We start from the raw sequence: 22480 nt of genomic DNA on the forward strand, positions 1-22480 counted from the left end.
CCCCAAGGAGCAACGACACGATGAGTGGTCCTGGCAAGCTGGTGCCTGCGCTGCAGAACCGGTCCTTCCTGTGCCTGCTGGCGCTGGTGACGGTGGCGTTCGGCTGGATCCTGTGGCCGATGCTGAGCGCGGTGCTGTGGGCGGTGGCGCTGGCCATCGTGTTCCAGCCGCTGTACCGGCGGCTGCTGCGCAAGACAGGGCGCTCGGGGGTGTCATCGGGGCTGACGATCCTAGTGATCCTGCTGCTGGTCGTGTTGCCGATGACCTACGTGATGGGCGCGCTGGTGCGGGAGGCGGCCGTGGTCTTCGAGATGGTGAAGTCCGGCAAGTTCAACTTCGGCACCTACGTGGCGCAGGTCTACGCGGCGCTGCCGTCGTGGCTGCTGGAGGTGCTGGGGCGGCTCGGCCTGCACGATCTGTCCAACCTGCAGGAGAAGCTGGGCGCGGCGTTGAATCAGGGCAGCCAGTTCATGGCGACCAAGGCGCTGGGCTTCGGCCAGGACACCTTCGATTTCCTGGTGAGCTTCTGCGTGATGCTCTATCTGCTGTTCTTCCTGCTGCGGGATGGCGAGCAGCTGTCGCTGCGCATCCGCGACGCGCTGCCGCTGCAGGACTCCTACAAGCGCCAGTTGGGCGAGAAGTTCCGGACGGTGATCCGCGCGACGGTGAAGGGCAACATTGCAGTGGCGGCGATCCAGGGCGCGCTGGGCGGTTTCGCGTTCTGGGTGCTGGGCATCCACGCGCCGGTGCTGTGGGCGGTGCTGATGGCCTTCCTGTCGCTGCTGCCGGCGGTGGGGGCGGCGCTGGTGTGGGCGCCGGTGGCGATCTACCTGCTGGCGACTGGACAGGTGGCGTCGGGCGTGGGGCTGCTGCTGTTCGGCACGGTGGTGATCGGGCTGGTGGACAACCTGCTGCGGCCGCTGCTGGTCGGCAAGGACACGAAGATGCCGGACTACGTCGTGCTGCTGTCGACGCTGGGCGGGATGGCGGTGTTCGGCATCAATGGTTTCGTCATCGGCCCGCTGATCGCGGCGATGTTCATCGCCGTGTGGGACATCGTCGCCGCGGAGCGGCGTTACCCGGTCGGCGATCAGCACTGAGCCCGCGCTCCGCGGCCGGATGATGCCGGCGCGCTGTCTGCTTCCTGCATCACTCTGCGGCACGGCGCGCCGCATTCCTTCACGCAGACGGCCTTCATGCCGTCCCTCTCCCCCAAGGGCGATGGTCTGGCCGGCGTTACCTCGCTAAGGTGGGTCCCTTCTGATTGAAGGGGGCCAGGGAGGCCCGGCTGGAATGAATCAAGCAGCATCGGGACCACGCCGTCCCCGCCTGACCGCGCTGTGCGCGGCGACCCTCGCCGTGATCTGCCACGCGCCGGCGTTCGCCTACACCGACGCCTATGGCTCGGTCCTCCAGGCTGTCGACTATCCCAATGGGACGCTGTTCGGCTATGGCCTGAGCGAACGGCGGCTCATCACGGTGTGGAACGACGCAACGCCCGTGACCGCGCAATCCTTGGGGCCGGCCGATCTCGGGCGCGACCGCAGCCGCACCATCGAGCGGCTGATCTCGGCGGCGGTGCCGGTGCCCGCCGCGGCGCTGCGTGCCATCGAGCATCCGCTGACCAAGGCGCCGCCGACGGGACCGGGCACCTGGCAGACCTACTGGGTGCGGGAAGTGGTGACGCCCGCGCCGGGCCGCCCCGCCAACCGGCAGTTCTCGACGGCGTACCGCCGCTTCGTCCAATGCGACCCCGGCCGCATCATCGAAGGCGGGACCTTGCGCTTCGCGTCGCTGGACGCGCAAGGCGTGCCCTATGCGGCCGAGCTCAATTACGAGCAGCCCCGCGTGCGCGACGCGCGTGCGCAGCGTCTGGCCGCACCGATGGAAGCCGAGTTCCGCGCCGTCTGCGCGCCGGTCTTCGCCGCCGCGCTCGGCGAGGACTCCGGCCGGCAACGGCTGGAGCAGGTCCTTGCACCGCCAGCGCCGACGGCGCAGCAGTTGGCCGCCGCGCAGATGGTCGAGCGGCTCGCCGCTGAGATTGGCGCCGCGGCAGCATCGGCGGCGCCGGGCGCTTCTGCGAGCTCGCCTGCTTCGCCTGCCTCGTCCGGCGCGCAGGCCGAAGGCGGCCCTCCCGCCTCCAACCTGTTCGCCATCGCCTCGAACCGGCGCCCGTCAACGCTGGCCGGCAAGGCCCGCATCCGGATGTTCCAGGACAACGGCCTGATCGGCGGGCTGACCAACGGCGCGGCCTGCGTCGCGCCGGATTCCCGCAAGGCCGCGGGCAGCGGGAATCTGCTGACCGCGCTGACGTCGATCGGCTCGCGCCCGGAGGACCAGACCATCGGCATGGCGCCCTCCAAGCAGACGGAGTCCAGGCGCGGTTTCAACGGCTATCACGTCGAGCGCTTCATCGACGCGGACATGCCGGTGTCCGTGGACTACGGGTACGGCGGAGTGGGCAGCGAAGGCGGTACCTGCCCGCAGATCCGCGCGACCTTCGTGCCCGAGCCGGGCGTCAATTACGAAGCCTGGCTGGACGTGCAGCGCGAGGCCCGCCGATGCGTGATCCGCGTCGCCCGCATCCTGCCCGGCGGCGACCTCTTGCCCGAACCGCTGAGCCCGGCGCCCGAATGCCCGCCGGGCCCATGAAAAGAATTGATGCCCCTGGCATGACACGGGCACCGCGTTCCGCGACGGAACGCCAACGGAAAAGGCCGGCTTTCGCCGGCCTTTGCGCTGATGGACCGAGCCCAGTGGCTGCGTCCGCCCTCAGGTCCTCAGCATCGTCGCCTTCAGCACGCTGCTGAGCATGTCCAGGCTCTCGGCCAGATGGGCGCGTGTCTCCGGCGAGCCCTTGCCCTGCGCCGCGCGCAGCTCGCTTTGCAGCTGCACGGCATGCAGGCGCAGCATCGCGTAGGCATCGGCGAACTGGCCCGAAGCCGCCCCGCCCTTGGTCAGGTTGGCCTGCAGCCGGCGCAGATACTCGCGCTGCAGGTTGCGGCGCAGCGGGTCGATGTCGGCGCCGCTCTTGAGCTCGCTCCAGATCGAGGCCTGCAGCGTGCCGTAGACCTCGTTGATCGTGATCAGCCCCTTGCGCTGCGACGCCGGCACGTAGTTCGGCAGCTCCATCAGGCGGATCGCCGTCTGCGCCTGCAGCAGCCGGTCCAGCGCGCCGAGTTGCACCCGCGCCACCGCCGCCGGGATGTTGACGAAGCCCGCGCGGTTGAACTCGACGTAGTCCGTCGTGATCGAGGTCAGGAACTCCGGCTTGAAGCGGAAGCTGTCGGCGCTGAAGATGCCCGAGGCCAGGAAGCGCAGCGCCTCGCGCTGACGCGCCGGATCGACCGGCCGCATCGCCGCGACGCTTGAGCCCGGCACGTCGCGGTGCGTGTACATGCCGCCGACGTACTTGCCCACCAGGTCCGACGCGCGCGCCAGCTGGTTGAAGCCGCTGGCCAGCTGGCGGCGCTGCCGCAGCGGATCATCCGAGGCCACCGGCGGCCGGTTCTGCACCCGCGTCCACAGCTCCTGCGTCAGCTTCAGCCGCTTGCGGAAATAGGCCAGCGGATCGTCGCCCAGGTCGAAGCGGTTGATCGTCGGATCCATGCCGTCGAACGGCCCGAAACCGCCGGCGTCGGTGTCGTCCGCGTAGGCATGGCCAGGCTGGGTGTTCTGCGACGCGATGCGCTGCAGCTCGGCCGCCTCCTGCTCCCTGGGCAGCTGCTTGTAGGCGTACTCGATCGCCCAGTAGTCGTAGGCGCCCAGAGTCGTGTTGTTGTAGGTGGTCGGCGCCTCGCCCTCCAGCGGGATGTTGTAGGCGTTGTAGTCCATCACCGAGGCCGACAGGCCATGCGCCTCGGTCCAGGCCTTGTCCTTGAGCTGCGCCTGCGTCACCTGCGTCGAGGCCTTGAAGTTGTGCTTCAGCCCCAGCGTGTGACCCACCTCATGCATGATCACGTCCTTGATCCGCGCCTGGATGAAGGCCTCGGCCTCGGGACTGTCGGGCGCGATGTCGCCGCGCGCCTCGAGCACGTCCAACGCGAAATCCATCTCCGCCGCCGCGTCATGCGCGTAGGTGCAGTAGGTCGCGTTGCGGCCCTCGCGCCAGCCCTTGTTCAGCGCGGCCAGCGCCTGCGCCTCCTCGCCCAGCGACGACACCATCTGGCCGTTCATGCCGCGCGGCGCGTCCTCGCTGATGAAGGCGCGTCCGCCACGGGCGAACACGTCGCTCATGCCGATGTCGGCGTCCAGGATCTCGCCAGTGCGCGGATCGATGTGGCTCGGGCCGATGGCGAAGCCCACGTCCGCGCCCACGAACCAGCGGATCGACGCATGCGACGCGTCCATGTTGTCCCAGTCCGCGTCGTCGGGCTGCTGCTTCGCGACGATCGCCTCCTTGAAGCCGATCTTCTCGAAGGCCTTGTTCCATTCGAGGATGCCGGCCTCGACCGCGGCGCGGTATTTCGGCGGGATGTTCTTGTCCATCCAGTAGACGATGGGCTGCACCGGCTCGGACAGCGCCGCCGCCGGATCCTTTTTCTCCAGGCGCCAGCGGTTGATGTAGTGCACCCGCGGATTGGGCTTCACGTCGTCGCCCAGGTCGGTGAAGGTCTCGGTGAAGTGGCCCAGCCGGCCGTCGGCGCGGCGCGGCGCCATCGGCTCCGCCGGCAGCGCGCGGAAGTTGTAGACGAAGCCCATGAACATCGAGCGCGGATCCGGCGCCGACTGCGGCGGCGACGGCACGGGCACCGGCGGCGGGACCAGCGGCGGCGCAGGGATGCGCGGCGTGAAGTAATGGACCTTGGCGTTGAGCGTGGTCAGTTGCTCGTCGGCGCGGGTCTGCTCGAAGTACGAGTTGCTGCGATCGACGTTGTAGGGCAGCCGGTAGGCCATTTCCATGCGCGTGGACATGCCCGGGATGTCGGTCAGCAGCATGCCGGCGTCGACCAGGAAGGCCTTGCGCTCGGGGTGGTCGGCGCTCGCGACCGGGCCGGCGGCGATCAGGCTGGGCGAGAAGGCCTCGTCGACGGCGCGCTTGCCGCCGCCTTCGCCGCGGAACTCGGTGTTCAGCGCCACCAGCTGGATCATGTTGCCCACGCGGCGCCACTCGACCAGCATCTCGGGGCCCATCTGGCTGGCGTAGAAGCCGCGCTCGCCGATCGAGCTGGAGATGTTGATGGTGAACAGGAAGGGCTTGTTCAGCATCGCGCGCGGGATCTCGAGCCAGACCTTCTCGTCCTTTCGCACCACCGGGAACAGGCCGTCGGTGCGCTTGGCGTCGCGGCTGACTTCGGCATAGGGCTTGGGCGCGGAGGGATCGGCGGGGGGACGCGGCGCGGTCATCGGCGAACTGGCGCCTGGCTGGCCCGGCGCGCCGGAGGCGGCGGTGGCCGGCGCGGAAGCCGCCTGCGCCGGGGCGGCCGGCGCGGAAGGAGAGCTGGTCGTGCCGGTCGTGGCGCAGGCGGTGAGCAGCAAGGCCGCGGCCGCGATGGCCGTCAGCTGGATCGTGTCCCGATGGATCATGGATCGATGTGGTCGGGGGTCCGTCCGGAACGGCCGGCCGGGCCCGGTTGAGAAAGCGGGCGCCGCAGTCCCGTGGCTGCGTGCGTCCCGGCGAAGCCGGCAATGTGCGGGGCGGGCGCCGTCGCGTCAATGCGCACTAACGAGCGCGCGGCCCTCGTCAACCGCGCGGGTGGCGATGATCGCCCGCGGGACACCCCCTGCCGGAAGTGACCCTTCCCGTTCTTGACGAATGTGCGCGCCCTACACTGCCGGCCCATGAGTCCCGCCTCGATGTCAGCGCCCTCCCCCACGCCCGCGCGCCGCACCCACCTGCTCTACCTGCATGGCTTCCGCTCGTCGCCACGCTCGGCGAAGGCCCAGCGGATGGCGCGCTGGGCCGCCGATCACCGGCCGGACCTGGTCTTCGCCGCACCGCAGCTGCCGCCCTCGCCGCGCGAGGCGATGGCACTCGTCGACACGCTGATCCGCGACTGGCCGCGCGACACGATGGCGGTGATGGGCAGTTCGCTCGGCGGCTTCTATGCGACCTGGGTCGCGCAGCGCACCGGCGCGCGGACCGCGCTGCTGAATCCGGCCGTCGATCCGGCGCGGGACCTCGCCCATTACATCGGCAAGCAGACCTGTTGGCAGAACCCGGAGGAGCACTTCTTCTTCCGGCCCGAGTTCGTCGGGGAACTGGTCGCGCTGAGCGCCGGCGAGCTCGCGCACCCGGACCGGATCATGGCGGTGATCGCCAAGGGCGACGAGGTGCTCGACTGGCGCGAGATGCAGGCGCGCTATGCGCGCTGCCGGATCAAGCTGCTCGAGGGCAGCGATCACGGTCTGGCGAACTTCGACGACCACCTCGATGAATTGACGGCCTTCCTCGGACTCTGACCGCGCCCGCCGCGCGGGCTACTTGCGCCGGCCTGTCGCGCGCAGCACCAGCACGGTCAGCGCCGCCGTCAGCACGACGATCAGACCGACGACGACCCAGAACCCGTGCTTGTGCTCGAGCAGCGGCAACCCGCCGACGTTCATGCCGAACAGCCCGCTGATCAGGTTGATGGGCAGCGCCAGCACCGTCACCATCGTCAGCACGTACAGCGTCTGGTTGTTCTCCTGCGCGACGCGCGCCGAAGTCTCGTCCTGCACCGCGCGGATGCGTTCCTGCAGCGCCTGGATGTCGCGCAGCACCAGCGCGAACTCCTCGCTCGCCTGCTGCAGCTGCTGCTTGTCCTGCTCCGCGACCCAGCCGGGCGGATTGGAGAGCATGCGCAGCAGCGCGCTCGGTTCCGGCGCGAGCAGCCGCTGCAGCCGCACCATCAGCCGGCGCAGCGCGGCGACCTCGGTCTCATGGCCGACATGGCGGCCGGCCAGCAGCGCGTCCTCGATGTCGTCGACGCGCTCGGTGGCCTGGCGCACGATGCGCTGCAGCTCGTCGGCCTGATCGCGCAGCAGATGATCGAGCAGCGCGACGCTGGAGCGCGGCTGGTCGCCGCGCTTGATCGCCATGCGCAGCCGGTCCACCGAGCGCAGCGGCGCGCGCCGCACGCTCAGCACCAGATGCTCGCTGACCTGCATCCACAGCGTCGAGACGTCGCCGACATCGAACGCGAAATCGAAGGTCACGTCGTTGAGCACCGCGAACAGGTGATCGCCCACGCGCTCGATGCGCGAGGAGCGCGAGCCCTGCTGCTGCGCCTCGTCGAAGCTCTCGGCCAGTGCCGCGTGGCGCCGCAGCCAGGGCAGCGCGCCGGCGTGGGCCAGGTTCAGATGCAGCCACAGGAAGCCGCCCTCCGGCCGCGCCAGCCGCGCCTGCGCCAGCGCGAGCGTGGGCAGCGCCTCGGTCGGCTGCCCGGGGTGGATCCAGAAGCCGCAGATCAGCCCGTGCTCGTCGCCGCCGTAGGGCACGTCGAGCGCGCGGAGCGCGGGAGGCTGCATCGTGTCATTCATCGCCATCCGCGGATGGTAGATGCGCGATCGCTTCGCCCATGCGAAGACGCGACCCGGTGCGCAAGGCTGGCGACAGCTTCACGCCCGGCGGCAGGAACACGATGATGGTCGAGCCCTGCTCGAACCAGCCCATCTCCTCGCCGCGGACGTGATCGTGGCCGAGCTCGAAGCGGTGCGGTCCCGGATGGTCCGGCCGCAGCGTCAGATCGAGCGCGTGCAGACGCAGGCTGGCCACGAGGATGGCCGCCACCGGCACCAGCGCGATCGGCGTGCCGTCCGGCAAGGCGCATTCGACCGCCGCGCGGACGTTGCGGCAGAACAGCCGCTCGACCCGCTTCAGCGCGATCGGATTGACGTTCCAGGTGTCGCCGGCGATGTGGGTCACGCGCTGGATGCGCAGGTCCGCCGGCGCATGGAAGCGGTGGTACATCGCCGAGGTCAGCCGCAGCGTCAGGTAGCTGCCGTCGAGATAGGGCGCGGCGCGCGCGGCGTCGCCGAAGAGCTCGGCGATGCGGTAGTCCATGCCCTTGGCCTGCAGCGCCATGCCGCGCGTCACCGGGCCGAAAGCGCCGACGATGGCGTCGCAGGGGCTGACGAGGGCCGCCAGCGCCGGATCGACCGGCCGGCGGCCCGGCTTGAGCCGCCGCGTGAAGACATCCCGCAGCGAGCGGTAGCCCCGCGCGGGCGGCTCGGCCTCGCTCAGGTCCAGGTCGGTGAACAGCCGCCACACCGCGACGCTCAGGCGCGTCAGCGCGGGACTGTCGATGCGGCTGTACCAGCCCATGAAGCGGGTCAGCGCCAGGCGCGGCACCCGGTTGGTGAGAAGGAAATTGAGGTCTTCCTGCTGGGTCAGACGATCGCGCCAGCGGGCCAGTTTCATGGACATGTCAATTCCGTCGGATACATATCTCCGTAATTTGCCAACGCTGTGTGACAGCTGAACGAGGCTCCGGAGGTCCATGCCCATGTCCGCGACGTTCTTCACCTTCGATCTGCTGCCGGTGGCCGCCGCCGTGGCGGGGCTGACGGCGCTCTATTGCGCGCCCGCCGGCTGGCGCCGGCTGCAGCTGTCGCGCGCCAAGCATCCGTCGCTGGCGGGCCATTCGCGCATGGCGGTGCGGCTGGCGCGGCTGATGAAGACGCAGCGCTTCGACGACGCGCGATTCTTCAGCGCCGACGACGCGCCCGCCGAGATCGTCGCCCGGCGGCGTGCCAGCTTCAGCGCGCTGTCGCGCACCTTGAAGACGCGCCACGCGCGCAGCATCGCGGCCACGCAGGCGATGAAGCCCTCGCTGCCCGACCTGCAGTTCACCAGCAGCTATCGCGTGCCGCCGCCGTTCAGCCCGCTCGTGCAGCGCGAGCTGCCGCTGGGCCCGGTGATGGCGTCCAGCGACGGCCATTGGCTCACCGACCTCGATGGCGAGCGCTTCATCGACCTGGCGGGCAGCTATGGCGTGAACCTGTTCGGCTACCGCTTCTATCAGCACTGCATCGCCGAAGGCGCGAAGCGGGTCGAGGCGCTCGGGCCGGTGCTCGGCGTCTATCACCCGCTGGTGGAGGACAACGTGCGCCGCATCCTGGCGCACGCGCGGATGGACCAGTTGTCCTTCCACATGTCCGGGACCGAGGCGGTGATGCAGGCAGTGCGCCTGGCCCGCTATCACACGGGGAAGACGCATCTGGTGCGCTTCTGCGGCGCGTACCACGGCTGGTGGGACGAGGCGCAGCCGGGCCCCGGAAATCCGCTGCCGGCCGAGCGCACCTACACGCTGCGCGACATGCATGCGCGCAGCCTGCAGGTGCTGCGCACGCGGCGCGACATCGCCTGCGTGCTGGTGAATCCGCTGCAGGCGCTGCATCCGAACAAGCCGGCGCCGGGCGACGGCTCGCTGGTGGACAGCTCGCGCCGGGCGTCCTACGACAAGGCCGCGTACGCCGCCTGGCTGCGCGCGCTGCGCGAGGTCTGCACCGAGCGCGGCATCGCGCTGATCTTCGACGAGGTCTTCATGGGCTTCCGCCTGGGAGCCGGCGGCGCGCAGGCCTATTTCGGCGTGCAGGCCGACCTGGTCACGTACGGCAAGACGCTGGGCGGCGGCCTGCCCGTGGGCGTGGTCTGCGGCCGCGCGGCGTGGATGAAGCGCTTCCGCGAGGAGCGTCCAGCCGACATCTGCTTCGCGCGCGGGACCTTCAACACGCATCCGCATGTGATGGGGGCGATGTCCGTGTTCCTCGACGCGCTGGAGGACCCCGAGCGGCTGCGCCAGATCGACGCGCAGGACGAGCAGCAGGACGCGCGCCGCACGCGCCTGAACGCCGCGCTCCAGGCCGAGCAGCTGCCGCTGCGCGCGGCCAACATGTCGTCGATCTGGACGCTCTGCTACACCGAGCCCTCGCGCTACAACTGGATGCTGCAGTACTTCCTGCGCGAGCAAGGCCTGGCCCTGAGCTGGGTGGGAACGGGGCGGCTGATCTTCAGCCTGGACTTCAGCGACGAGGACTTCGCCGAGGTCCAGCGCCGCATCGTCGCCGCGGCCCGCGCGATGCGCGACGGCGGCTGGTGGAGCAGCCCCGCGCTGCCGAGCAACCAGGCGATCAAGCGCCGCGTGCTGATGGAAACGCTGGGCTTGCACGGCTGATGCGCGTGAAGCTGAGTCGAAACTGAATCGAAGCTGACGCCTTCCCCCCAAAGCGGGCTTCCGGGCGTTCATTGACGAATGTCAGCGCGGCCCGCTGTCATTGGCGAGGCGCGATTCCTAGACTGCTCCGCCTGGCATGCGCATTCGCGGGTGCCGTGAGGAGTCGTCGCATGTTTTCCGCCTATTCCGTCGCCAATGCCTTCATCCAGCGAGCCATCGATGGCCAACTGCACGGCCTGAACTCGATGAAGCTGCAGAAGCTCATGTACTTCGCCCAAGCGTGGCATCTCAAGGGTCTGGGACGTCCACTCTTCCAGGACACGTTCATCCGCGAGAAGCACGGTCCTGTGCTTCCATCGATCGAGTACCAACTGAACGCGTACGGATCACAACGCGTCGGCCAGTTGATCCGGACTCTCACCCAGCATGACGACCCGCTCGTGTGGAATGAACCCTATCTGCCGGAGACGGCGGTCAAGGCGAGGGAGCTTGTCGATGCCATTGTGTCCGCCTATGGCGACAAGTCCGGTCTCGCCCTCTCCGACCTCACCCACCTGCCGAACTCGGCTTGGTCCCAGGGACCGGCGGACGGCGGGCCCATGCTCAACGAAGACATCCGCAACGACCCGACGCTTTGATCATGGACGCCCGTTTGAATGACTGGATGCTAGGTGCGTGCAGCTCTTCGCCGGATCACCTCGAGCATGAAGAGGGGCCGTACAGGGCCCGCGAGAAATCCCTCGATACCGACGCGAAAGCCCAGCAGGCGGCGGACATGGCTGCCAATCGCCGCCTGCGGCAAATCTACGCCGCCAAGGCCTATGGCATGGCGGCAGCCTGCATCGTCATGTGGACCTGCCTGTTGCTGCTCCAAGGCAGCATCAAGGCCACGCTCGGCATCGAGATGTGGTCCGATCAAGTCCTGATCGCCGTCACCACCGGTGTCACCGTCAGCGTGCTGGCGGCGTTCCTGGGGGTGATCCGAGGGCTGTTTCCGGGCCGGGAGGCAGGGAAGGATGGGCCCGCTCCCGCGCTGCCTTGACGACCTCCTTGATCGCCTCCACCACCGCTTCCGGCTTGTCGCGCTGGATGTAGTGCCCGGCCCCCTCCACCGGCTGGAGCTCCTTGCCTCCGACCAGCGGCAGCCAGTTCGGCTCCAGGCCGTGGACCATGGTCTCGAAGCCGCTCGCCGTCTCCGTCGGCGAATACACCGTCCGCGTCAGCACGCGCACCGGCACGTCCGGCCGCGGCTTCTGCAGCAGCGCATCGACGCAGTCCTGCTGCTGCAGGAACTCCGCCTGCATCATTCCCCGGAACACGCGCCGGCTCATGCTGTCCAGCGCATTGGCCATCACCGGTACCTCGACCTGCATGCGCCGCAGATGCATCGGATGCGTCGCGTCGACGAGCACCAGCCCCGCCACCTCCTCGGGATACAGGCGCGAGTAGGCGTACTGATAGAGACCGCCGATCGAGTGCCCGACCAGCACGTACGGCGGCTTGATGCCCGCGCTCTGCAGCAGGCCGTGCAGCTCGGTCGCGATGCCGCAGGGATTGCGCGGCACCGGCGGCGTGGCGGTGCTTTCACCGTAACCGGGCCGGTCGTAGGCGAAGACGCTGTACTCGCCGCGCAGCGACTGCACGATGCCCGCCCAGGGATCTCGCCCGTCGCCCAGGCCGGACTGCAAGACCACGGTCGGCTCGCCATGGCCGACCTTGGTGTAGACGATCGGACCGCCGACGGTCCGGAGATTGCCGGTATTGGGCAGTGGCGTGGCGCAGCCAGCCAGCGCCGCGATGGCGGCGGCGGCCGTCAGCACCAAAGACATCGGCGCCCGTGGGCGCCGTTGAGCTGAGGTCATGCGGAAGACTCCTTGGGCCCGGCGGGCCGGCCGGAGCCCCGCATCTTCGCGCGGATGAGTCAGGCCGCCTGTTCGCCGTTGCCGGCATTGTGCCCATCGCCGCGCGGCCACAGCGCCGGATCGAGCCGCTCTCCGCGCAACAGTTGCAACGGCGCCCGGTGGTACAGCTGGATGTCGTGGAAGGGGTCGGTGATGATCTTCGCCGCCCAGGCCAGGCCTGTGCGCAGGTCGCGGATCACCGCCAGCTGAAGCACGCGGAACACCAGGCCGCCCACGCCCAACCAGAACCACACCAGGCCGAGCTGGTGCAGGTAGTCGACGAAGCTGGCGGCCGGCTCGAACAGACCGAACAACCCCGGCTGCAGCCACAGCGCGATCGGCGACGCGGCCCACAGCGCCATCAGCACGACCTTGCGGCGCAGGTTGTAGCCGACCTTGATCTCTTCCTTGTGCTCGTGGGTCGCCTGGTTGACGTGGTCATAGCCTTTGGGCTCGAAGAAGAAATGGCCGGCCTGCCGGCTGGTCATCGACACGCCCCACGCCAGCAGCGCCGACCAGGCGGGATCGACCAGCAGCAGTCCATAGGCGATCACGAAGCAGCAGGCGCTCAGCAGATGCAGCGACTGGTTGATGCGGCAATGGTGGTAGTAGCGGTGGTCGTCCCAACGCTGTTCGTTCAGAAGTGCCAGAAAGTCCTTCATGCGGGCCTCGTCCTTGAGATGAGCGGTGGAGCGTGACGCCGATCGATGGCAACGCCGTGACGGTGCGGCGATGGCTCGATGACGGACGCGTGGCGACTGTGTCCATCGGGTGTTTCAGGCGCGTGACGGTGCGCGCCGTCACAGAACTGTTGCGTTGGGTGCCCATCATCCGCGCCATGACGACCCCGCCGATCGAACTCGAAGTCGACGAGCTCCCCACCCGCCAGCGGCATTTCCGCGTCGCGGTCGTGACGGAGACCTATCCGCCCGAGGTGAACGGCGTGGCGCGCAGCATCGCGTGCGTCGTGAAGGGGCTGCAGGCGCGCGATCACGCGGTGCAGCTGCTGCGCCCTCGGCAGGCCCCGGCCGGCGCGCCCGCACAGGCCGGCGCGCCCGTGGACGAGGTGCTGATGCGCGGCCTGCCGGTGCCGCGCTACCCGCACCTGCGCATGGGCGTCGTGTCCAAGCGCACGCTGGTGAACCTCTGGGCCAGCAAGCGGCCCGACATCGTCCACATTGCCACCGAGGGGCCGATGGGCTGGTCCGCGCTGCAGGCCGCGCGCCAGCTCAAGCTGCCGGTGGTGTCGGAGTTCCGCACCAACTTCCATGCCTATGCGCAGCATTACGGCATCGGCTGGCTGCGCCGGCCGCTGCTGGCCTACCTGCGCAAGTTCCACAACCGTTGCCACTCGACGATGGTGCCCAATGCCGCGCTCGCCAGCGAGTTGATGGCGCAGGGCTTCCGCCACGTGAGCGTGATCGCGCGCGGCGTCGACACACAGCTCTTCCATCCGTCGCGCCGCAGCGAGGCGCTGCGCGACAGCTGGGGCGCCGCGCCGGGGGATCCGGTGCTCGTGCACGTGGGGCGGCTCGCGGCGGAGAAGAATCTCCAGTTGCTCGTCGACCTGTGGCCCGCGATCCGACAGCGCCAGCCGCGCGCGCGGCTCGTGCTGGTGGGGGATGGGCCGGCGCGCGCCGAACTCGAGCAGGCGCTGCCGCCATCGGCCAACGTGGTCTTCGCCGGCATGCGCCATGGCGAGGACCTCGCCGCCTGCTATGCCAGCGGCGATCTGTTCGTCTTCCCTTCGATCACCGAGACCTACGGCAACGTCACGCCGGAAGCGCTCGCCAGCGGCATGCCGGTGATGGCCTATCAATACGCCGCGGCCGCGCTGCTGCTGCGCGACGGCGTCAACGGCGGACTGGCGCCGTTCAACGATGCCAATGCCTTCCATGCCCGCACGCTCGCGCTGCTCGAGGAGCCGCCGCGGCTGCGCGCCATGGCGCTCGCGGCGCGCGAGAGCGCGGAGTCGCTCGACTGGGACAGCATCGTGCAAGGAATCGAGCAGGTCTACGCCTCGGCGATCGACGGCACGTCCATCGCGCTGCGCGCGGGATCGCAGCTCTCGCGGATGCAAGCGCGGGCGCTCTGAATCAACCGGAGATGCCGCCCTCGGCGGCACCGGGCACCAGCGTCTCGTGACGCGCGCGGCGCCGGATCATCAGCACCAGCACGCACAGGAAGACGAACAGCCCCAGGCCGCTCATCAGCCACACCAGCGGCACGCCGAGCGCCTGCAGCACCGCGCAGGCCCCGAGCATCAGCAGGATGCTCAGGTTCTCGTTGAAGCCCTGCACCGCGATCGAACGGCCCGCGCTCAGGATCTGCACGCCCCGGTGCTGCAACAGCGCATTCATCGGCACCACCATCGCGCCGCCGACCGCCCCCACCAGCACCATCGCCGGCAGCGCCCCGCCCAGCGACGTCACCCACGGCGTCGCCAGCATCAAGGCCCCCAGCATCAGCCCCAGCGGCATCACCCGCAGCGAGTGGTGCAGCGCGATCCACCGCCCGGCAAGGCCCGCCCCCGCGACGACGCCGATCGCCACCGTCGCCTGCAGGTAGGCCCCTTGATTCAAGCGCAGCCCGAGCACCTCCTGCGCCCACTGCAGCACGGCCAGCTGCAAGGTCGCCCCCGCGCCCCAGAAGAGCGTCGTCATCGACAGCGACAGCCGTCCGCCCAGCCGGTCCCGCCACAACGCGCGATTGGCCACGCGGAAATCGCCCAGGATCTCCCGCGCCCGGCGCGGCGGCCTTGGATACCGGATGCCGCTCTCCGGCACGCGCAGCTGGAGCAGTGCCGCCAGCCCATAAATCCCGAGCAGCGCGCACAGCGATGCCACCAGCGGCCGGCCGGCGCCCAGCGTGCCGATCGCCGCCATCCACCACGGACTCACCAGCAGCCCGCCCACCAGCGTCCCCAGCAGCACCGAGCACACGACCGACACCTCGATCCAGCCATTGGCCGCAACCAGCTTCGTCGGCGGCACGATCTCCGTGATCAGCCCGTACTTGGCCGGCGCGTAGCAGGCCGCGGCCGTGCCGACGATGCCGAAGGCCAGCAAGGGGTCCAGCCCCAGGGCCATCGCGCCGACACCCGCCGCCTTCAGCCCATTCATGCAGGTCATCAGCGCGACCTTGGGCCAGGCGTCGGCGATCAGGCCCACCACCGGCGCCAGTCCCACATAGGCCACGGTGAAGGACAGCTTGAGCAGCGGCGCCCACCAGGCCGGCTGCCCCATCTCGCGCAGCAACGCGATGCCGACGATCAGGAGCGCGTTGTCGGCCAACGCGGAAAAGAACTGCGCGGCAATGAGGGTGTGGAAACGCGGTGGCATGAAGGCGGACAGAGCGCGGCGAGTATGCGAAGCCGGCGTGACCGCGCGTTGACAACGAATTGACACGCCCCCCACGCGCACCCATCGGGTCCCCCCTCCACGATCAGCGACAATCCCGCAGCTATGTTTGCCCTGTTCGAAGACGCCGGAAAATTTCTCGCCGGCCGCATCCTGTCCGAAGCCGAATCCTCGATGCAGATCGAGCTCGATTCGGGCAAGCGCGTCAAAGTGAAAGCCGCCCATGTCCTGCTCAAGTTCGACAAGCCCTCCCCGGCCGAACTGATTGCGGACGGCCAGCGTCTGGCCCAGGAGATCGACCTCGATCTGGCCTGGGAGTTCGCGCCCGAAGGCGAGTTCGGCTTCGCCGACCTGGCGCGCGACTACTTCGACGCGAAAGCGACGCTCAGCCAGCAGGCCGGCGCGCTGTTCCGGCTGTTCGAGGCGCCGCACTACTTCCGCCGCGTCGGCAAGGGCCAGTTCAAGAAGGCGCCGGCCGACATCGTCAAGGCCGCGCTGCTGGGCATCGAGCGCAAGAAGCAGATCGCCGCCCAGATCGAACAGTGGGCCGTCGAGCTGGCCGCGGGCCAGTGCCCGGCGCCGATCGCCGACCAGATCTACAAGATCCTGTTCCGTCCGGACAAGAACGGCGCCGAGTACAAGGCCGTCGTCGAAGCCGCCCGGCGCAGCCAGAAAGCGCCGCTGGACCTGCTCAAGGACGCCGGCGCCATCGCCAGCCCCTACCAGTTCCACTGGAAGCGCTTCCTCTTCGAGCACTTCCCCAAAGGCACCGGCTTCCCCGCGCTGTCCGCGCCCGAGATCAAGGACGAGCTGCCGCTGGCGCCCGTCCAGGCCTTCTCGATCGACGACTCCGCCACCACCGAGATCGACGACGCGCTGTCCGTCCAGGGCCTGGGCACCGGCACGGTGATCTTCGGCGTGCACATCGCGGCGCCGGGCCTGGCGATCCAGCCGGACTCGCCGGTCGACAAGGTCGCGCGCGAACGCTTCTCCACCGTCTACATGCCGGGCTGGAAGCTGACCATGCTGCCCGACGAGGTCGTCCAGGCCTACACGCTGATCGAAGGCCGCGACTGCCCCGCCGTCAGCATCTACCTGACCATGGACGAGGCCACGCTCGAGATCACCGCCCGCGAGACCAGGCTCGAGCGCGTGCCCATCGCCGCCAATCTGCGCCACGACAAGCTCGACCACGTCATCACCGACGCGACGCTCACGGGCGCCGCGCCGGCGGACTACGCCTTCGCGGCGGAGCTGGCCTTCGCCTACCGCCTGGCCAAGGACCTGAAGGCCAAGCGCGAGGTCGTGCGCGGCAAGCCCGAGACCTTCAACCGGCCGGACTACAACTTCCGCCTCGACAGCGATGGCGCACACGAGCCGGCGGGCACCGAGCAAGTCACCATCAGCGTGCGGCAACGCGGCGCCGCGCTGGACCTGATCGTGGCCGAGGCCATGATCCTGGCCAACTCGAGCTGGGGCGGCATCCTCGCCGACTGCGGCGTGCCCGGCATCTACCGCAGCCAGGCCAGCCTCGCGCCCGGCATGAAGGTGCGCATGGGCACCAAGCCGGCGCCGCACGCCGGCATGGGCGTGGCGCAGTACACCTGGGCCACCTCGCCGCTGCGCCGCTACGTCGACCTCGTGAACCAGTGGCAGATCATCGCCTGCGCCCGCCACGGCCGCACCGCCGCGCTGGCCGCACCGTTCAAGCCCAAGGACGCGCAGCTGTTCTCGATCATCTCGGGCTTCGACGCCGCCTACAGCGCCTACAACGGCTTCCAGTCCGGCATCGAACGCTACTGGACGCTGCGCCATCTGCAGCAGCAGGGCATCACCGAGCTCACCGCCTCCGTGCTGAAGGACGGCCTGGTGCGCGCCGACGAGTTGCCGCTGGTGTTCCGCGCGCTCGGCTGCGAGAGCCTGCCGCGCAACAGCCACGTGAAGGTGCGCATCACCGGACTGGACGAGCTGACGCTGGACGTCCACGCCAGCCTGGTCGAGCGCCTGGATGCCGAGGCCGCCCCGGCCGGAGCCGATGACACCGAGGAAGACGAAGAGCCGAGCGGCGTGCTGACGCTGGCGATCGACGTCAACGACGAAGGCACCGACGGCAGCACCGCCGCGGCCCCCGCGCCGTCCAGCGCGGCCTGAACCCCGACGCCATGCCCAAGCTCGCCGCCCTGTCCAAGCTCAGCCCCCTGTCCGCCGCGCTGATCTTCTCGGTCGGCGTGCACGTCGGACTGGGCACGCTGAAGTTCGTCGCGCCCGACCAGTTCGACCGCCTGTTCCAGGACACACCGCTGGAGGTGATCCTCGTCAACGCGCGCGGCCAGGAGGCGCCCGTCAAGGCGCAGGCGCTCGCGCAGGCCAGCCTGGCCGGCGGCGGCGAGGTGGCCGGCGACGTGCGCGCCACCTCGCCGCTGCCGCCGTCGCCCAGGATCGAGACGGGCGACAGCACCGAGGTCCAGCACAGCCAGATCCAGCAGCTGCAGGAAGCGCAGGAGCAGCTGCTGACGCGCGTGCGGCGCGAGCTCGCGATCCTGCCGGTGCCCGATCCGCTGCGCGACAAGGGCACGCCCGAGGCGCGCCAGCAGGCCGAACGCCGCCGGCAGCTCGTGCAGTTGCTCGCCGAGATCGAAAAGCGCGTCAACGACGAGAACTCGCGCCCCAAGAAGCGCTATGTCAGCCCGGCCACCCGCGAAGTGGTCTACGCGCAGTATTACGACCAGCTCCGCCGCCGCATCGAAGCCCGCGGCACCCGCGACTTTCCGACCTACCAGGGACGCAAGCTCTACGGCGAGCTGACCATGAACATCCACGTCGACGCGCGCGGCCGCGTGGTCGAGACCGACATCGTGCAGAGCTCCGGCAATGCGGTGCTGGACCGGCGCGCCGTCGCCATCGTCCGCGCCAGCGCGCCGTTCGGCCAGTTCACGGCGCAGATGCGCCAGGGCGCCGAAGTGCTGGTCATCACCTCGCGCTTCCGCTTCACCCGCGACGAGAACCTCGAGACGACACTCAGCGCGCAGCCGTCCTGACGGCCGCCCCCTTATATAGATAGAGAGATAGAGCCTGGAGCCCGAGCCGTCATGAGCGCTGCCCCTTCCGCCTTCGACGCCGGCGTCGACCGCTACGCGGTCGCCGGCAATCCGGTCGCGCACAGCCGATCGCCCGAGATCCATGCCGCCTTCGCCGCGCAGACCGGCCAGTCGCTGGTGTATGAACGGCTCCTGTGTCCGCTGGACGCGTTCGAAGCCTCGATCCGCGCCTTCGTCGCGGCGGGCGGCTGCGGCTGCAATGTCACGGTGCCGTTCAAGTTCGAAGCCTTCCGCCTCGCCGCGCGCAAGACGCCGCGCGCGCAACTGGCCGGCGCGGTCAACACGATGCGCTTCGATGACGAGGCGGCGGGCGGCTGGCTCGGCGACAACACCGACGGCGCCGGCCTGGTCGCCGACATCGAACGCAACGCGCAGCGGCCGCTGCGCGGGCTGCGCGTGCTGCTGATCGGCGCCGGCGGCGCGTCGGCCGGCGTGCTGGGTCCGCTGATCGGCGGCCGGCCGGCGGAGATCCGCATCGTCAACCGCAGCGCGGACAAGGCGCTGGCGCTCGCCGAGAGCCACCGCGACTGGGCCGGCCAGCATGGCGTGCGCCTGAGCGCGGGGGGTCTGGACGCCGCCGCGCCCGAAGGCCGGCATGACGTGCTGATCAACGGCACCAGCGCCTCGCTCAGCGGCGCGGGCCTGCCGCTACCGGACCCGGACCTGCCGGTGCTGGCACGCGGCGGCTTGGCGGTGGACATGATGTATGGCGCCTCCGCCGCCCCCTTCCTGACCTGGGCGGCCGATCAGGCGGGCCCGGGCGGGCTCACGCTCGACGGACTCGGCATGCTGGTCGAACAGGCCGCCGAGGCCTTCTTCGTCTGGCGCGGCGTGCGCCCGGACAGCGCGACCGTGCTGGCCGGCGTGCGGCGGCAGCTCGGCGCGCACTGAGGCGCCGGCATGAAGCAGTTCTGGCGTTTCGCCGGCATGCTGCTGGTCAGCCTCGTCTGCCTGCAGCTGTTCTTCGCCGCCCGCATCGCGCTGATGGCGGTGGTGTCGCCGCAGTCGACCACCTTCCAGCGCTCGGAAGCGCTGCGCCTGCTGCGCGAGAAGCACCAGATCCTCTGGGCGCAGCAGTGGGTCGACGACGACCTGATCAGCCGCCACCTCAAGCGCGCCGTCATCGCCAGCGAGGATGCCGGCTTCAGCGAGCATGGCGGCGTCGACTGGGACGCGATCGAGAAGGCCTGGGACAAGAACCAGCGCGCTCAGGAGCAGGCCGACAAGCGCGCCGCCCGGCTCACGAAGGCCAGCTCCAGCCGGCCGCCGCCGGTCCCCAAGGTCATCGGCGGCTCGACGATCACGCAGCAATTGGCCAAGAACCTGTTCCTGAACTCCGAGCGCACCCTCGTGCGCAAGGGCCAGGAGTTCGTGCTGACCTTCATGCTGGAGGCGCTGCTGAGCAAGCAGCGCATCCTCGAGATCTATCTGAACAACGTCGAATGGGGCGAAGGCGTGTTCGGCGCCCAGGCCGCGGCCCGTCATTACTACCGCGTCGACGCGTCGAAGCTCGGTCCGAACCAGGCGGCCCGGCTGGCGGTGATGCTGCCGGCGCCCAAGCGGTTCGAGAAACGCCCTGGCTCGCCCTACGTGATCGGCCGGGCTGGCACCATCGAGGCCCGGATGGGCGCGGTCGAGGTACCCTGAGCGCTCCCGCCCGGACTTCCCGCCGAGCTTCCCGCCGAGCGACCAGAACGCCATGACCACCGAACTGACCACCGAGATCGCCGCTGCCGCCGCCCGGCTGGTGGTGGAGGAAGGCCTGGAATACGGCCCCGCCAAGTCGCGTGCGCTGAAGGTGCTGGGCCTGCCGCCCCGCACCGCACTGCCGAGCAACGACGAACTCGAGGACCAGGTGCGCGAGTACCTGGACATCTTCTGCGCCGACACGCAGCCGGCCGAATTGCAGGCGCTGCGCGAACTGGCCGCCACCTGGATGGAGCGTCTGGCGGAATTCCGCCCGCACCTGAGCGGCGCCGTGTGGCGCGGCACTGCGACGCGGCTCTCCCATATCCATCTGCAGCTGTATTGCGATGACAGCAAATCGGCGGAGATCGCGCTGCTCAACCAGGGCATCGACTATGACGTCGGCCAGTCGCGCAATGCCAAGGGTCAGACCGTCGACCAGTTGATCCTGGACGCGCCCTGCCGCGCGCTGAACGAACGGGTCACGATCGCCCTGACCATCCTGGACCACGACGACCTGCGCGGTGCGCTCAAGCCCGACGCGCGCGGCCGGACCGAACGCGGCGATCTGGCGGCCCTGCGCCAATTGATGACCAACGAGGACCATTGAATGCAACGACGCGCAGTGCTGGGATTGGGCGCCGCCGGCGTGCTGGCGGCTGGCGGCGGGGCGTTCGTCGCGCTGCGTCACGAACGCCAAGCCGCTGAAGCGGCCGGCAACGCGGCCGGACCGCTCTCCGCGCAGGCCGCCGCCTTCTGGAATGCCAGCTTCGACACGCTCGACCAGCAAACCTATCAGCCCGCCAATCACCTGCGCGGCAAGCCGCTGCTGCTGAACTTCTGGGCGACCTGGTGCGCCCCCTGCGTCAAGGAGCTGCCGGAGATCAATCAGTTCCACGACGAGTTCGCGCCGAAGGGCTGGCAGGTGCTGGGTCTGGCGGTCGACGCGCCGACGCCGGTGCGCGGCTTCCTTGAAAAGATTCCGTTGAAATTCCCGGTCGCGCTGGCCGGGCTCACGGGGACCGACTTGTCGAAGACGCTGGGCAACGCCAAGGGCGGCCTGCCATTTACCGTCGCGTTCGGCCCGCAAGGCGAACCGATCTGGCGCAAACTCGGCGCCACCCACCTCGACGAACTGCGCGAGATGGCGCGCTCCGTCGCGGCCTGACTCCGGGTCAACCCCGAGAAGCAGGGGCGAGCGGCCATAGCGGCCGCCCCTCGCCGGGTCAAGCCATTTATTTTTGCGCTGCTGCAGGGATCTGGGGTCAAAAGGCGTAAAGTCCACCCTTTTACGCTTCTAGTGTCTTCGCTCTAATTGGCGGGACCGGTCGCTGAATGCAAGTCCTGGTACTACACGGCCCCAACCTCAATCTGCTCGGCACCCGCGAGCCCGGGGTGTATGGCGCGACCACTTTGGCGGAGATCGATGCAGATCTTCGCCGGATCGCGCAGGAAGCCGGCGTAGCGCTGGAGAGCTACCAGAGCAACCACGAAGGTGCGCTGGTGGACCGCATTCAGGCGGCCGGACGCGACGGCACGCGCTTCATCCTCATCAATCCGGCGGCCTACACCCACACCAGCGTCGCGATCCGCGATGCGCTGGCGGCGGTGGCGTTGCCGGTGGTCGAAGTGCACCTGTCCAATGTCCACAAGCGCGAACCGTTCCGCCACCACAGCTACGTGTCGGCGATCGCGCAAGGCGTGATCTGCGGGCTCGGCCCGGCCGGCTACCGGCTGGCGCTGCAGTTCGCGATCGAGCAGTTGAGCCGGCCGGCCTCGTCCCCCTGAGCGCCGCGGTCCGTCGACCCGCATGACGGACCGGAAGACGTCACCGAAGATCACAACCGATCCCCGTTGGAGAGTTCTTATGGATTTGCGCAAGCTCAAGACCCTGATCGACCTGGTTTCCGAGTCGAACATCTCTGAACTTGAAATCACCGAAGCCGATGGCAAGGTGCGCATCGTCAAGTCCGATGGCCAGCCCGTCGTGGCGGGCATGCCCATGATGCAGGCCGCGCCGCAGATGGTCGCCGCCCCGATGGCCCCAGCGGCCGCCGCCGCGCCGGCTGCCCCGGCGGTCGCGCCAGCGCCGGCCGTCGAGGCCGGCCATGTCGTGAAGTCGCCGATGGTCGGCACCTTCTACCGCGCGTCGAGCCCCAACGCCAAACCGTTCGCGGAAGTCGGCCAGCAGGTCAAGGAAGGCGACCCGATCTGCATCATCGAAGCGATGAAGATCATGAACGAGATCGAGGCCGACAAGTCCGGCACGATCACGAAGATCCTGATCGAGAACGGCCAACCGGTGGAATTCGGCCAGGCGCTGATCATCATCGAGTAAG

21 protein-coding genes are annotated in these 22480 nt (G+C 69.3%); 15 read left to right on the top strand and 6 right to left on the bottom strand.

Annotated features, from left to right (window positions below):
- Positions 1–20 precede the first annotated feature (20 nt).
- Positions 21–1100: an AI-2E family transporter gene (locus ABDW61_RS03700; RefSeq protein WP_343636329.1), complete on the top strand. Its 1080-nt coding sequence runs from the start codon at positions 21–23 to the stop codon at positions 1098–1100.
- Positions 1101–1293: 193 nt separating this feature from the next.
- A complete protein-coding gene (locus tag ABDW61_RS03705) occupies positions 1294–2652 on the top strand; it encodes a hypothetical protein (RefSeq protein ID WP_343636331.1) in 1359 nt (452 codons plus the stop codon).
- A gap of 120 nt (positions 2653–2772) precedes the next feature.
- On the opposite strand, the gene ABDW61_RS03710 is transcribed toward ABDW61_RS03705, so the two are convergent.
- Positions 2773–5526, bottom strand: a complete 2754-nt coding sequence (locus ABDW61_RS03710; RefSeq protein ID WP_343636333.1) for a zinc-dependent metalloprotease — start codon at positions 5524–5526, stop codon at positions 2773–2775.
- Positions 5527–5796: 270 nt separating this feature from the next.
- On the opposite strand from ABDW61_RS03710, the gene ABDW61_RS03715 reads away from it, so the two are divergent.
- Positions 5797–6402: a YqiA/YcfP family alpha/beta fold hydrolase gene (locus ABDW61_RS03715; protein WP_343636335.1), complete on the top strand. Its 606-nt coding sequence runs from the start codon at positions 5797–5799 to the stop codon at positions 6400–6402.
- Between the two features lie 18 nt (positions 6403–6420).
- Here the strand turns inward: ABDW61_RS03715 and ABDW61_RS03720 are convergent, their stop codons facing one another.
- Both ABDW61_RS03720 and asd read right to left on the bottom strand, forming a co-directional pair.
- The gene (locus tag ABDW61_RS03720) at positions 6421–7467 is read right to left on the bottom strand and encodes a transporter (RefSeq protein ID WP_343636337.1); all 1047 of its coding nucleotides are present in this window, start codon (positions 7465–7467) and stop codon (positions 6421–6423) included.
- Complete coding sequence (gene asd, locus ABDW61_RS03725) at positions 7454–8347, bottom strand: archaetidylserine decarboxylase (protein ID WP_343636339.1); 894 nt, start codon at positions 8345–8347, stop codon at positions 7454–7456. The genes ABDW61_RS03720 and asd overlap by 14 nt, the downstream gene beginning before the upstream one ends.
- Before the next feature lie 79 nt (positions 8348–8426).
- Between asd and ABDW61_RS03730 the strand changes: the two genes are divergently transcribed.
- The 3 genes from ABDW61_RS03730 to ABDW61_RS03740 all read left to right on the top strand — a co-directional run bounded on the left by ABDW61_RS03730 (position 8427) and on the right by ABDW61_RS03740 (position 11139).
- Positions 8427–10097, top strand: coding sequence for an aminotransferase class III-fold pyridoxal phosphate-dependent enzyme (locus ABDW61_RS03730; RefSeq protein WP_343636341.1), 1671 nt, complete (start codon positions 8427–8429; stop codon positions 10095–10097).
- Positions 10098–10267: 170 nt separating this feature from the next.
- The gene (locus tag ABDW61_RS03735; RefSeq protein WP_343636343.1) at positions 10268–10735 is read left to right on the top strand and encodes a Panacea domain-containing protein; all 468 of its coding nucleotides are present in this window, start codon (positions 10268–10270) and stop codon (positions 10733–10735) included.
- A 2-nt stretch (positions 10736–10737) separates the two neighbouring features.
- The gene (locus ABDW61_RS03740; protein ID WP_343636345.1) at positions 10738–11139 is read left to right on the top strand and encodes a hypothetical protein; all 402 of its coding nucleotides are present in this window, start codon (positions 10738–10740) and stop codon (positions 11137–11139) included.
- On the opposite strand, the gene ABDW61_RS03745 is transcribed toward ABDW61_RS03740, so the two are convergent.
- A complete protein-coding gene (locus ABDW61_RS03745) occupies positions 11048–11959 on the bottom strand; it encodes an alpha/beta hydrolase (RefSeq protein ID WP_343636347.1) in 912 nt (303 codons plus the stop codon). The genes ABDW61_RS03740 and ABDW61_RS03745 overlap by 92 nt on opposite strands.
- A 59-nt stretch (positions 11960–12018) precedes the next feature.
- A complete protein-coding gene (locus ABDW61_RS03750; protein WP_343636349.1) occupies positions 12019–12660 on the bottom strand; it encodes a hypothetical protein in 642 nt (213 codons plus the stop codon).
- A gap of 176 nt (positions 12661–12836) precedes the next feature.
- Here ABDW61_RS03750 and ABDW61_RS03755 point away from each other — a divergent pair, with 176 nt between their 5' ends.
- Positions 12837–14093: a glycosyltransferase family 1 protein gene (locus ABDW61_RS03755; protein WP_343636351.1), complete on the top strand. Its 1257-nt coding sequence runs from the start codon at positions 12837–12839 to the stop codon at positions 14091–14093.
- 1 nt (position 14094) lies between these two features.
- Here the strand turns inward: ABDW61_RS03755 and lplT are convergent, their stop codons facing one another.
- Entirely contained in the window at positions 14095–15339 is a 1245-nt protein-coding gene (gene lplT, locus ABDW61_RS03760) for a lysophospholipid transporter LplT (protein WP_343636354.1), read from the bottom strand.
- A gap of 123 nt (positions 15340–15462) precedes the next feature.
- Here lplT and ABDW61_RS03765 point away from each other — a divergent pair, with 123 nt between their 5' ends.
- The 8 genes from ABDW61_RS03765 to accB all read left to right on the top strand — a co-directional run bounded on the left by ABDW61_RS03765 (position 15463) and on the right by accB (position 22479).
- Entirely contained in the window at positions 15463–17508 is a 2046-nt protein-coding gene (locus tag ABDW61_RS03765; protein WP_343636355.1) for an RNB domain-containing ribonuclease, read from the top strand.
- Positions 17509–17519: 11 nt separating this feature from the next.
- On the top strand, positions 17520–18395 hold the full coding sequence (locus ABDW61_RS03770; RefSeq protein ID WP_343636357.1) for a TonB family protein: 876 nt from the start codon (positions 17520–17522) through the stop codon (positions 18393–18395).
- Positions 18396–18446: 51 nt separating this feature from the next.
- Positions 18447–19346, top strand: coding sequence for a shikimate dehydrogenase (gene aroE / locus ABDW61_RS03775; protein ID WP_343636359.1), 900 nt, complete (start codon positions 18447–18449; stop codon positions 19344–19346).
- Between the two features lie 9 nt (positions 19347–19355).
- The gene (locus tag ABDW61_RS03780; RefSeq protein WP_343636361.1) at positions 19356–20102 is read left to right on the top strand and encodes a transglycosylase domain-containing protein; all 747 of its coding nucleotides are present in this window, start codon (positions 19356–19358) and stop codon (positions 20100–20102) included.
- Positions 20103–20154: 52 nt separating this feature from the next.
- Entirely contained in the window at positions 20155–20751 is a 597-nt protein-coding gene (locus ABDW61_RS03785) for a hypothetical protein (RefSeq protein ID WP_343636363.1), read from the top strand.
- Positions 20752–21309 carry a TlpA disulfide reductase family protein gene (locus ABDW61_RS03790; protein ID WP_343636364.1) on the top strand — a complete coding sequence of 186 codons (558 nt, stop codon included), beginning with the start codon at positions 20752–20754 and terminating at the stop codon, positions 21307–21309.
- A 167-nt stretch (positions 21310–21476) separates the two neighbouring features.
- Positions 21477–21929 (top strand): type II 3-dehydroquinate dehydratase, encoded by a 453-nt coding sequence (gene aroQ, locus ABDW61_RS03795; RefSeq protein ID WP_343636365.1) that lies wholly within the window; start codon positions 21477–21479, stop codon positions 21927–21929.
- 79 nt (positions 21930–22008) lie between these two features.
- The gene (accB, locus tag ABDW61_RS03800) at positions 22009–22479 is read left to right on the top strand and encodes an acetyl-CoA carboxylase biotin carboxyl carrier protein (protein ID WP_343636889.1); all 471 of its coding nucleotides are present in this window, start codon (positions 22009–22011) and stop codon (positions 22477–22479) included.
- The last annotated feature ends 1 nt before the right edge of the window (position 22480 follow it).

The sequence above is a fragment of the Roseateles sp. genome, assembly GCF_039595595.1.
Lineage (GTDB): Bacteria > Pseudomonadota > Gammaproteobacteria > Burkholderiales > Burkholderiaceae_C > Roseateles.